Here is a 12,581-nt window from a genome sequence, read left to right on the forward strand (position 1 = left end):
TTATCACAATAGATGGAAAATTTACTAATAACCGGCGGGGCTGGTTTTATAGGCTCCAGCTTCATAGAAAGACTGCTTAAGAATAATTACCAGGGAAAAATAATTTGCCTGGATGATTTTAATGATTATTACAGCCCGGCCATTAAAAGAGAAAATATAGCTGAATTTAAGAATTACCCTAATTTTTTATTGCGCCAAGCAGATATTACCGATTACCCTTCACTTAAAAGAGTGTTTGAAGCCAATAGGATAGGCCAGGTGGTACACCTGGCTGCCAGGGCGGGGGTAAGGCCTTCCATACAGGATCCCCTGCTTTACGGGCAGGTTAATGTTAATGGAACCATGAACCTACTTAAGCTGGCCCAGGAAAATGGGGTATCCAAATTTATTTTTGCCTCCTCCTCATCGGTTTATGGCAATAACAAAAAAATACCTTTTGCCGAAACCGATAATGTGGATTTCCCCATCTCCCCCTATGCTGCTACTAAAAAAAGCGGGGAACTTATTTGCTATACCTATCATCATCTTTATAATATAAATTGTTTTTGCTTAAGGTTTTTTACTGTTTACGGTCCCAGACAGAGGCCGGAGATGGCCATACATAAATTTGTGGCCAAGATAGACAGGGAGGATACCATTGATATGTACGGAGATGGTTCCACCAGCAGGGATTATACTTATATAGATGACATAACTGCAGCGCTTAAGGCCTGCCTGGACAGAGTAAAGGGGTATCAGATTATTAACCTGGGCAACAGCCACCCGGTAACCTTAAGGCAGCTTATTGAAATCATTGAACAGAAACTGGGTAAGAAGGCAAAAATCCGGCAGATGGGGATGCAGCCGGGGGATGTAGAGACAACTTTTGCCCGTATAGAAAAGGCAAAGCAGATACTGGATTATAATCCCTCCACTCCCCTGGAGCAGGGTATAGAAAAATTTATTAATTGGTACCGACAAAAGGAGAATTAAAGTGGATAAAAGCAAAGAGAATTCTTCAAACTTTTTTAAAAGTAAAGCATTCATCATTATAATTATAGCGGCGCTGATACTGGCCATAGCCATACCCGTAGGATATATATTTTATCTAGATTACTTAAACACCCCCAATTTCGTTAGCAGCGGTTCCAACTATATAACTGTATCTGCCGACCAGGCCAGTCCCGGTGATGAGCTCACCTATACCATCAACCTGGCCAATGAGGGAAGAAAAGATGTAACTGATGTGCATATAACTACAGATATGCCGGAGCATACCAGCATCAGCTCACAGGATATAGATTACCTGGAACATGTAGACCGGGATACCATTAGTTTCATGGTGGACATGATAAAAGTAGGCCAGACCAGGCAACTGTCTTATACCGTTACTGTAGATAATCCCCTGGACCACGGCACGGTTATCGCCAATAACAGTTTTAAGATCACCTACAGAAGGCAGGGCGACCAGGAGAAGATAGAGAAGAAATTTGAAACCAGCCTGGAGACAGTTGTGGAAAGCAATATTGATTTTGCAGAATCCTATTACAAGGTTACCGATGAAAATGGGGAATACATAAGGATGGGTGACAACCTGAATATTGTATTCTTTATTAAAAACAGCGGTAACATGATAGCCGAAGATGTAAAGATAAAAGGCATAATTCCCGACAATACCGACTATGTGGAAGGAAGTTTTACCTCGGATACCGCCTATATGGACCAGGTGGATGGAGAGCCGGTTATAAGGGTGGACCGGATGGAGACCGGAGCCAAAATGTTCATAAATTACTCGGTTCAGGTAGCCTCCGGCCTTGCAGATAACACCAAAGTTGTATTCGGGCCTACCATTGAAAATGGCACTGTCCAGGCAGTTCTTGAAAACCAGGAGCTAACGGTAAGGGCTTTCCCCCAGTTCAGCCAGTTCAGCCTGACCGGGGCAGATGAAAATGGCGGGGACCTTCTACCCAATGAAACTATAAAATACGCCGTAACCTTTAAAAATGATGGGGATGGAAGCGCTTTTAACGTATTTGTGGAAAACTCTATTCCCGATAATACCACCCTGCTTGATTCCAGTATTGACCCTTCCATGTTTAATTGGGAAATGCAGAATAAGGTATTCAGCATAAGGATAGCGGAACTGGCTCCCGGTGAAGAGTTTACTTATTTCTACCGGGTAAAAGTTTCTGGTGGCCTGTACTACGGTACCAAAGTCACCAATACCTGTACCCTCATCTATCAGGAAGATAGGCTGAATTCAGAATCGGTAACCCATACGGTTATTTCCAATTATGGTTATAATGTGGTGGTTATGGGTGACTCCCAGGTTGCCAATACCAAATGGGTAAACCACTTAAACAATATGTTTGAACAGAGATATTTTTACGGAGACTTTAGCTTCATTAAAAGCGGCAAGGCCGGGGAGACTGTAGATATGGGATATAACCGGATGCTCAGCTCGGGAATCCTGGGCCAGAGCCCCTATATTTTTATCATCAATTATGGTACAAATGATGCCGATACCTCTTCCGGTTATTACCGGATAGCCCCGGAGACCTTCCGCTATTATCTGGGAGCTATGATAGATACCATAAAGACCAATACCGGCGCCCTGGTAGTGGTAATGTCTACCGGAGTGTCTAATGAAAAGGTTAATGAAGCCCACCACAATTCAGATCTGGCCACTTATAGCAATCTGGCATCCCAGGTTGCGGCCCAGCACGGTGCGGTGTTTGTGGATGTATTCAATCCTATGATGCAGAGCGGAAATCCAAACCAGTACCTGGGAGACGGACTGCACTATAACAGCACCGGGGATCAATTTGTGGCTACTATTGCTTTCAATACCATTTCCAGGTACCTTAACCAGTACGGTACCAGGTAGATTGCAGGTAGAAGCTGAAAAGCAGTATAAGATAATATTACTGCAGGATTGATGCCTACTATTTGGTTTAATTGCCCCTGACTGCCATAAACAGCACATTGGCCAGGGCTATTAACAATAGCAGTAAAGCAAACAGTATGGTATTTACCAGGGTAATGGTTTTTTTACTTTTGCGGTTAACTTTTAAGCTTAGATTAACTATGCCTATCACTACTAGGCCTACCAGAAATAAATAAATAGAAGAAAATATAAAGTCGCTGGAAGCCTTGCTGAGAATGGTGCTTACCGGCCTGGTGGTAATTATATTAATTATTGCCTGCTTAATTGCCCCCATCTCTGGCCCCCCTTATCTGGTCTGCTATGTCTTTTCCCAAAAGCAGCAGTATCCATATTATAATTGCGCTGTATGCAGTCCTGAAGAAATTTATAAAGGTCTCTATATTTACGGTGGTGCCGAATTTAAGGTCTAAAAGCTGCAGCTTGAAATTTTCTGCTATCTGGTGAAAATAAGTTCCGTCCAGTGGGCTGAACAGGTAGGGGGTAAACACACCAATGTCTGAATTGAACAGCCAGAAGAAGAACCAGGCCCCTGTAAGCAGGTAAAACAGGCCCAGGTACTTAGAATGCCTGCATATTATGATGGCAGCAAAGGGTATAAACCAGCTGAACCACTGGGCAGCTGAGGGAGAAGTCAGATAAAATATTAAGAAAAAAATCAGGCTGAATATGGATACCGTGGTAAGCTCGGAGTCAGGGTATATCCGGTAGGCTGACCCCAGGTTTTTTATTTTATAACCGTAGGTTAAATACAACAGTGCGGCTAAAAACAGTATATAGAACAATACAAACAGCTGGATCTTAAATCCTCCCAGGGCAATAAGGGAATAATCAAAGAGAAACCTTAAAAACTGGCTTTCTGCTTCCAGGCCGTGCAGGGTCCTTATTCCCGGATAGGTCCTGTGGAAGGCAAATATCGCCAGTATAGGCAGGATGGTAAATATTATAAACACTATCCTGTCTCTCAATTTTTTGGGCAGCAGTATAAACAGTACCGGTATCAAAAAGAAGGTATAGGCCCTGCTTACCACCGATAATCCCAGAAACAGGCCGCTTAAGTAAAAATTCTTTTTGCTTATGCCAAAATACAGGCACAGGGCCAGCAGGAAATAGATATAGATCTCATATCTGCCGAATATGTATACCGCATATATTATTACCGGGTTAAACATCCAGAATTTAAGGAAGGCCATGGTATGTTTTCTCTGCCGGATAAGCTGGAGCAGAAGCAGTACCGTGGCCAGTTCCAGCAGCAGGTAGGGAATTTTAAACATAAACAGGGTCCTGAAAATATAGGGAGAGGATACAAACCTTAACATATTTTCAATTTCAATAGTGGTAATGCCTCCCTCCATGGGCACAAAAACCTCTGCCGCATTGGGTATAAAGGGCAGGATTATCTTCATGAAAAAGGCATCCATATAATGGGATACAAACTGGAAAAAGCTGGGGAAAAAGTTTATGCCTTCTGCTATCTGGTATACCCTTACATGCTCGGATAAAAAGTCATTATGGGCAGAAAAAGGCATAAACAAAAACCTCAGCAGAACTCCTCCCAGGATAATACGGTTTACCCGCAATCTGGATTGCGGCTGTTCTCTTATCTCCGGAGGGTAGCAGCCAAGATATATGCGCCTTATTTTATTTACTATTGCCTGCACTCTTTTCGCCTTTCCCTGTAGTAAATAAATATACAACCAGCCACCGATATTAGCAAAACAAATGCGGAAACAGCAATGCTGATATAAAACCACACCGGTTCATACCTGAACTCTATTTCATGTTCTCCCGGCTCCAGGTAAAGAGCCCTGAACAGATAATCGGCCTTAAGTATTTCTGTCTTCTGCCCGTCTATATAAGCATTCCAGTCCGGGTCATAGCGGTCCAGAAGCACCACATAGGCAGGCTCCTGGGTTTCTGCCTTCAGCACTACCCGGTTATTGGAATACTCGGTTATCTCTGTATTACCCTCTGCCTTTCCTTCTACCGGAGGGTTGCTGCCTTCCAGAAGTACTGTACTTTGCAGATCCAGTTTATGGTTATCCACCAGGTAAGCTAAAACCTGCTCCTCGGATTCAAACTCCAGGGAGTTTCCTGCCAGAAAAGCACGGGGCAGAAAATTGTAGTTTCTGTATATCTTTACTTCCTTATTGTAATTTAACATCAGGTCGCCCAGGCCCAGGCTGTCTTTGGGTATGATCATAGGATTGCCCCATCCCGGCACATCATTTTCAGCATCCTGCTTGCTGACGGTTTGAAATACCATAGTTACTTCCCGTCCCCCATAAGCGGAAAGGTCAATCCGGTGGGCAAACCACCTGCGGTCACCTTCCACCTGCACCGGGTTAAGGTCCTGTTCAAATACCAGGTCGGTCTGGTCCCCATCCTTAATATAGATCTTGTATATTACCCCGTCTCCCTGCTGGCTGGCCCAGTAGTTGGGATGGATAGCATTATAGAATACCAGCTCACTGGACGGGGGTATTTTATATTTGAATTCCATGGCTGAATCCGAGCTTACCTCTATAGTGGGAATTATGTGTTCCATAAAATTCCAGGTGGTAAGCACGCTGTTTTCCCGGCTGTGCTGGTCCAGGTTTTTATCCATATTATTGAAAAAATATCCCATCTCCTGCATAAAGGCATAGCTGGTTATGTACTTGGTATTGGTAAGGGCCAGAAAATTAGCATACAGCTTATCCGCCCCTACCTTGCCATTGGGCCTTACCCGGTCGCTTCCCTGGAACGCCGCCCAGAAATGGGCATAGTTATAGGGCATTACCGGATCATACCCGGCTATATCCTCCAGGCCGTGTATCCACAATGAATTGGGGTTAAAAGTGCCGCCCATTATTCCCAGATTCCTGCTTCTCTGGGTATCCTGTTTAAGATAAGCTATGGATTCGGTCTCAAAATAGATCTGGTCTGCGGGGGAGGTGGTATTGTAGTTTATGCCAAACACAAACAAATCACATACTATAAGGGGGATCAGAAGCCATATGAATGCCTTCTTTTTAGTGTTTATGGCCAAGATAATGAAAGCGGCAGAAACTGCCACCAGCACCATAAATAATATGAAGGAAAGCGTCTCCAGCCTTATCAGGGGATTCTGGTTCATATCCTGCAGGCTGATATGGGTATCAAAACCATAATTCAAGCCAATAATGATGGCCATAAAAACAGCTGCCAGGGCTCCAGTAAAAATCATGGTTTTCTTCTTCTGCCAAATTTTTATGTGTTGCAAATAGGATATGCCAAATCCAGCCAGTACTGCCAGGCAGAAAGGTACCAGCAGCAGGATCCTTGATATGGATGATTTGTTAAAGAAAGGAATAATTCTGTTAAATATATCAAAAATCTGGGGCACAGAATTCAGCAGCACTGCCACTACCCCAATGGCCAGAAAGGAAAATACCAGTTTGCCTCTTTTAAATACTACTGCAATAGCTGCCAGAAACAGGGTAGCTATGCCGGAATAACGGACCGCCTCTATAAAATTGGTGCCGGACAGCCAGAAAGAGCCCTTGATGCCGTTTCCGAAAAAATTGGGGTTTAACATGGTTACCAGGTATCTGAAGTTGGGGCTGCCCCCTCCTCCCCGGTCCTGTACCGCCCGCAGAGAGTCCTGTAACTCTTTATAGAAGGGAAGTATAAAGCAGGCCCCTATAGCCATACCTATTACCCCTATCAGGGCGGTAACCCCTATATTCTGCCAGAATTGTTTGAATTTTTTATCCTTAAGGTCATAGAACAAATGCACCAGCATCACAATAATTATGGCTATGGCTGTAAACTGAACCACCTGGCTGTAGCCGGAGAGAACCTGCAGGCCCAGGGCTATACCTGCCAGGATGGCAAACACTGCCCGGCGCTCACGGTAAAATCTGATAAGGAAAAGCAATATCAGGGGTATCCACAACTCTCCCCTGAAGTGGGTGGGAAACTCCAGCCATACCACCGTATTGGCATTGAACATAAACACCGCCGAGGCGAAAAAAGAGCCCAGTTTGCCTATGCCCAGGCTTTTACACAGGATATAGATAAACATTCCCCCCACAAAAAGGTGGAAGGCTACTGCAAAACCAAAAGCATACACGGTGGGGAGCAGCAGAAACAGAAAATCAAGGGGGTTGTAAAGGTCGCTTACCACCTTGGAGTTATAGGCATAGCCGCAGAAGGCATTAGGGTTCCACATGGGCACAATCCCTTGGTCAAAACTGGCCTTAAGGTAATGTTTCATGGGATAATATATGTATATGGGGTCGGATAAGGCATTATTGTAGGGGGCCTGGCCAGGCTGATACTGGTTTTGTTCAGAAAGAGCCCAGGGGTGCACAGTAGTATTGACCATATCCGCCGGAAGGAGTACATCTGCTGCAAAGAATATCCTCCACAGAAAACCTACAATCATTATAATCAGCAGAATGGATACTATAAGATATTCTTTTACTCTGGATTTTTGGCTTAATTGTTTGCCTGGCACCTGTATCCTGACCTAGATTTTTAGATAGATTTTATCATTTAAAATATAGATTTAAAACAAAAGGTTTAAAAATAATGTATGATTTGTTTTATAATCAACAGCAGTAAGCGGTGATAGACAAACCCCTGCTATAATGCTAAACTTTTTTCATATTTTGGTTATGGTTTCTAAGGACTAATAAATGGAGAACAATAAAAGCATCGATGTTTCAGTAATCATTCCCATCTTTAATGAAGAAAAAAATATAGAATCCCTGCATCAAAGGCTGGAAAAAGTGCTTGATGATACCGGACTCTCTTATGAGGTCCTGTTTATCGACGATGGGTCACAGGATGGCAGCTGGGACGAGATGCTAAAAGTCCACCAGGCCAACAACCGGTTTAAGATTATAAAATTCAGGAGAAACTTCGGTCAGACACCGGCCATGAGTGCAGGATTTGATTACAGCAAGGGAGAGATTGTGGTAACCCTGGATGCCGACCTTCAGAATGAACCGGAAGATATACCCAAACTGGTTGAAGAAATGAATAAGGGCTACGATGTGGTAAGCGGATGGAGAAAAGACAGGAAAGAAAATTATCTCACCCGGAGGTTTCCTTCCATGATAGCCAACCGGCTCATATCCTTTCTAACCGGGGTAAGACTCCATGATTTTGGCTGTACCCTGAAAGCTTATAGAAAAGAAGTGGTAAAAAATACCAAGGTTTACGGGGAAATGCACCGTTACATACCAGCTTTAGCCAGCTGGATGGGCATAAATGTTTCCGAGGTAGTGGTTAACCACAATCCCAGGAAGCATGGTAAGTCCAAGTATGGGCTAAACAGGATTTTCAAGGTATTCCTGGATATAATAACTTTGAAGTTTTTGTTAAGTTTTTCCACCAAGCCCATACAGATCTTTGGCCTGCTGGGGATAATTGTGGTTGCCCTGGGAGGCATACTTACCCTGGTACTTATCATACAGAGGATATTCTTCCTGATAAGCCTGGGAAACCGTCCCCTGTTCATCCTGGCCATATTCATGGTATTTATAGGGATACAGTTTATTACCTTCGGTCTGCTGGCAGAGTTAAATATCCGCATATACCATGAGTCACAACAGAAGCCTACCTACTTTATAAGGGAGATAAAGGGCTAAACAGGTGAATATAAAAAAAGTATCCAGGCTGGCAAAGTCATACTTTAATTATATTAAAAAAAACACCCGGACCAATTATTTCCCCTGCCGGGTGTGGATAGAGGTTACCAGTAACTGTAACCTTAGGTGCCGGCTGTGCCCCAATAAGGACATCCCTTCCGCCGACAAGGGGTTTATGGATTTTGACCTCTACAAACAGATTATGGACCAGGTCGGCCACCGGGTAAATGATATTTATCTTTTTCACCGGGGGGAGCCTTTCCTTCATCCCCGGCTTATAGATATGATAACCTATGCCAAAAAGACCCCGGCTACCATACGCATCCATACCAATGCTACTCTGCTGGACCAAGAAAATACCGACCAGATCATTAAGTCCGGCCTGGATTTTATTTCTTTTTCTTTTGACGGTTATGATAAAAAAACTTATGAAGCCCAGCGGATCAATTCAAATTTTGAACATACCCTGGAAAATATTATCTATTTCTTAAAAAGAAAGAAACAGCTTTCAAGCCCCCTGCCCTATACCGTACTTCAGATAATGGAGTACAGCCCCCAGCAAAATAAGGCGGTAAGGGAGAAGTTTTTAAAAAATTTTGACCGGCTGCCCCTAAACCGAGTAGTAACCAGGAAACCCCATAACTGGGCAGGCCTGGTACAGGGAGAAAATCATGGCAGGAACAATTATGTTGCCTGTACCTTTTTATGGTATGCTTTAGTGATATTGTTTAACGGGGATATGGTACCCTGTCCCCAGGATTTTAAGGGCAGCCTGAAACTGGGAAATATTAAACAGGAGAGCATTGATTCTGTATTTAACGGAAAATCCATGCAGATACTGAGAGAAAAAATAGCCGGAAAAGATATAGCGGATCTTGTACCCTGCAATTGTTGTGACCGTTTGTGGAGGGATACTTTTATGGGGCTTCCCACCGATTACCTGAAGACTTTTTTAAAAGACAACCTGGGGGCAAGTTAATTGAAATCCAGAATCTTTAATATTCTTAAAGTAGCAGTCAGCCTGTCCCTTATCGGTTACCTGATCTACAAGTACTGGGATGAAATAGTTGATTTTCTCACTACGGTAACGGTTAATGATATAAATTTCTGGTTTCTTTTCCTGGCAGCCTTTATGCATTTTACCGGGCTTATTATTTCTGCGGTAAGGTGGCAGATGCTTCTCAGGCTCCAGGGGGTAAACCCTACCATCAACTATCTAAATGGATCACTGCTTATCGGTATTTTTTTAAACAATTTCCTTCCCAGCAGCATAGGCGGAGATACCTACCGCGCCTATGATGCGGCCCAGTTAAAAAACAGCAGCTGGCCTAAATCCCTGACTGTAATCCTGATGGAAAGAGGCACCGGGGTTATAGCCCTGGTATGTTTTGTAATGCTGTCATTGTTTTTAGGCTTCAGTTTAACTGAGTTAAACTTCATCTTTGTGGTGGTTATCATACTGTTTGTGGTTTTTGGCATATTTTTAATATTGCTTCTAAACCCCCGGTTGCTGAAACCCTTGAACTTTCTCTTCAAAATCAAATTTATGCGCAAAATTAAGGATAAACTGAGAAATATTATGGAGGCTCTTACCGCCTTGAAAAACAAAAAGGTTTTAGCCTTGCTGGTATTTTTAAGTTTCCTGATGCAGTTTAATGTAATCCTTCACTATTATTTTGCTGCCCTGGCGCTGAAGATAGATATAAGTTTTGTGTCCTTTTTATTTATGGTGCCCATTGTACTGCTGGTGGCAATGATTCCCATCTCTATTGGAGGGATAGGAATAAGAGAAAATACCACTGCCTATTTTCTGACCGGTTTTGGGGTACTTGCTTCCAGAGCAGCCATATTTCCCCTGCTGATCCTGTTTATGCTTTTAGCAGAATCAATAATTGGTGGGGTTATGTTTTTAATCAGAAAGCCCAAGATTGCAAATATCAGGCAACCGGATAAAAAATAGTTTTATCCGGTATTCTATATTGGATACTGCCAGATCCATTATTAATAGTGTTTTGTTTTAGCTTAAAAAAACCTGGTTGGTAAAAATTAATGAGGAGGCCCTTTCCGGGCCTCCCTTCCATAAGTTTTATTTCTTGGCTCCCTCAATCCTTAAATAAGTACACAGGCAAGCTGCAGTCAACAGGGCAGCCGCGGCTAATATATAATGGAACCAGTCATACCCGGTATAGGGCAGCTCTTCGGTAACCCCTGCTACCTCTACAGTTTCCTTCTCTTCGGTAATACCTGCAGCTTCTATCTGGCCTATGATGCCAAAATCAACATAGATAGTATGGTTCGAATCTACATTGGAAAAGGTATAACTATCTACTGCCCCCACAGGTACACCATCTACCATAACCTCCGATATTTCATAACCATCTTTGGGAGTTATAATATAGGTCTTATCATTTCCCTGTGTTACTTCGGTCACTCCCTCATCAGATATGGAACCGCCGCTGCCGCCAGAGGCAGTAATAGTAAATACTGCTGTTTCGGTTTCTTCAGGAGACGAAGCCGGTTTATTCGTATCCTGGGCGGGTTGGCCCGGCTCAGTTACGGTAATAGTTTCAGAGGCTTGAGCCAGTATCATTTGCTCGGGCAAGATCACCTTATCAGCAACCATTAAAGTTACTGGTTCGCTCAAATTTATCAGGGTAAGCGTAATGGTATAATCTCCGGCGGTATCGAATATTGCAGTAACATCTGTAGTAGCGGAATAGTCAGGAGGAAGGGGAAATCCTGTCTTCGGACCCCAGTGCTTTTCTGCCGCTATATCGTATTCAGTGCCGGTGGTATCCTTGGCCAGCAGTTTTGCGGTTCCCGGCCCATTTACCTCTACATCTATTATTACCAGGCCATATCCTTCCGATCTTGTGGTAGTTGCCTGAAGAGTTACGGGAATTACTGTGGGTTCATTTACTATAAATTCCTTGCCGCCCACATCATAAGAAAATCCATATTCCGATTTACCAGCTTCTAATACATTTATTTCAGCACTTCCTGAAGTAATAGTGCTATCTGAATCCAGATCATACAGTTCAAAATTTATGGTATATGTTCCGGCAGTATCAAATTTACATTCAAAGCTGGTAGTGGCACTAAAATCAGCATCAAGAGCAAATCCACTTGCAGGGCCCCACCTGCCTATAGCGGCAACATCATAGGTGCCAGAACTATCTGAAGCCCATAATTCTGCTGTACCCGGTCCGCTGTAACTGACCTTGTATATAACATTGCTATAGCCTTCACTACCCAATGTATCCGTACTTAAAGTAACCGGTACATCAGTGCCAGAGCCTCCAGCAACAAAAGTTTTTCCGCTCAGGTCATAAGAAAACTCATAGGTAGATTTTGCCGGTTGGGCATATACAGACGTTGGTACCAAAAATAGCACCAGCATGATGGCTAAGCTTAGAATAAATGCAATTTTTCCTGGTTTTTTAAAATACATTTTCCCTCCTTTGGATAAATTTACAATTAGTGGGCCGTCTGTTCTAAAACTGTCACCTCCTTTTTCATGGCCCAAAAAAATAAACCGGCTAATATTTAGCCGGTTTCGCTATTCGCTCCACTTTCCCTTTAAGCGCCCAGATACAGGAAAAGCTTCAAAGCCTCTAAATTGCTGGTAGACAATATTTAATTTTTATTGTAGATATATCTAAGTATTTTTTCTAGGTATTATATAAATATAATATATTTAAATATCATGTCAAGTAGTAATTGCAGTAATTTTGCCACAGTTGGAAATCGGGTTGTAACAATATCAGTAATATTTATATTAAAGCGGACCAAAACTTGAAATGAAAATGGAACTTTGCAGCAGCATATTATGATATGGTTATTAATATCTTGGCCGGAAACAATTGTTTAATTATTTACTACCCTCAATAACACATCTACCATATCCGGATCGAATTTTATCCCTGATTGTTTTCTAATTGCTTCAAGCGCTTCACTTGAGGACATCAGTTCCGGCCTTAGTTTACTGGTCAGGGCATCATAAGTTTCCGCTACCCTTATTATTCTGGCTATCCTGG

The 12,581-nt window shown here is 42.9% G+C and carries 9 protein-coding genes and 1 riboswitch; of the genes, 5 read left to right on the top strand and 4 right to left on the bottom strand.

What is annotated here, in order from left to right:
• Positions 1-12: 12 nt before the first annotated feature.
• Together K9H14_01030 and K9H14_01035 are read left to right on the top strand one after the other, a co-directional pair.
• Positions 13-972: a GDP-mannose 4,6-dehydratase gene (locus K9H14_01030; GenBank protein ID MCG9478775.1), complete on the top strand. Its 960-nt coding sequence runs from the start codon at positions 13-15 to the stop codon at positions 970-972.
• A 1-nt stretch (position 973) separates the two neighbouring features.
• Complete coding sequence (locus K9H14_01035) at positions 974-2,866, top strand: DUF11 domain-containing protein (GenBank protein MCG9478776.1); 1,893 nt, start codon at positions 974-976, stop codon at positions 2,864-2,866.
• Positions 2,867-2,933: 67 nt separating this feature from the next.
• Here the strand turns inward: K9H14_01035 and K9H14_01040 are convergent, their stop codons facing one another.
• The 3 genes from K9H14_01040 to K9H14_01050 are packed head-to-tail and all read right to left on the bottom strand — an operon-like array spanning position 2,934 to position 7,406.
• Positions 2,934-3,200: a hypothetical protein gene (locus tag K9H14_01040; GenBank protein MCG9478777.1), complete on the bottom strand. Its 267-nt coding sequence runs from the start codon at positions 3,198-3,200 to the stop codon at positions 2,934-2,936.
• Positions 3,187-4,584 carry a hypothetical protein gene (locus K9H14_01045; GenBank protein ID MCG9478778.1) on the bottom strand — a complete coding sequence of 466 codons (1,398 nt, stop codon included), beginning with the start codon at positions 4,582-4,584 and terminating at the stop codon, positions 3,187-3,189. The genes K9H14_01040 and K9H14_01045 overlap by 14 nt, the downstream gene beginning before the upstream one ends.
• Entirely contained in the window at positions 4,572-7,406 is a 2,835-nt protein-coding gene (locus K9H14_01050) for a YfhO family protein (protein ID MCG9478779.1), read from the bottom strand. The genes K9H14_01045 and K9H14_01050 overlap by 13 nt, the downstream gene beginning before the upstream one ends.
• Positions 7,407-7,605: 199 nt before the next feature.
• Here K9H14_01050 and K9H14_01055 point away from each other — a divergent pair, with 199 nt between their 5' ends.
• The 3 genes from K9H14_01055 to K9H14_01065 are packed head-to-tail and all read left to right on the top strand — an operon-like array spanning position 7,606 to position 10,504.
• Positions 7,606-8,544, top strand: coding sequence for a glycosyltransferase family 2 protein (locus tag K9H14_01055; GenBank protein ID MCG9478780.1), 939 nt, complete (start codon positions 7,606-7,608; stop codon positions 8,542-8,544).
• Positions 8,545-8,548: 4 nt separating this feature from the next.
• Complete coding sequence (locus K9H14_01060; protein MCG9478781.1) at positions 8,549-9,523, top strand: radical SAM protein; 975 nt, start codon at positions 8,549-8,551, stop codon at positions 9,521-9,523.
• Entirely contained in the window at positions 9,524-10,504 is a 981-nt protein-coding gene (locus K9H14_01065) for a flippase-like domain-containing protein (protein ID MCG9478782.1), read from the top strand.
• A 126-nt stretch (positions 10,505-10,630) separates the two neighbouring features.
• On the opposite strand, the gene K9H14_01070 is transcribed toward K9H14_01065, so the two are convergent.
• Positions 10,631-11,995, bottom strand: coding sequence for a hypothetical protein (locus K9H14_01070; protein ID MCG9478783.1), 1,365 nt, complete (start codon positions 11,993-11,995; stop codon positions 10,631-10,633).
• Between the two features lie 88 nt (positions 11,996-12,083).
• Positions 12,084-12,169, bottom strand: a riboswitch (cyclic di-GMP riboswitch).
• Between the last annotated feature and the right edge of the window lie 412 nt (positions 12,170-12,581).

This window comes from Actinomycetes bacterium (genome assembly GCA_022396035.1).
GTDB lineage: Bacteria > Actinomycetota > Humimicrobiia > Humimicrobiales > Humimicrobiaceae > Halolacustris.

What these genes read in the sequence shown, in the direction of transcription:
- K9H14_01030 (MCG9478775.1), top strand. Translation starts at nt 13, where the DNA reads ATGGAAAATTTACTAATAACCGGCGGGGCTGGTTTTATAGGCTCCAGC.
- K9H14_01040 (MCG9478777.1), bottom strand. Translation starts at nt 3,200, where the DNA reads ATGGGGGCAATTAAGCAGGCAATAATTAATATAATTACCACCAGGCCG.
- K9H14_01070 (MCG9478783.1), bottom strand. Translation starts at nt 11,995, where the DNA reads ATGTATTTTAAAAAACCAGGAAAAATTGCATTTATTCTAAGCTTAGCC.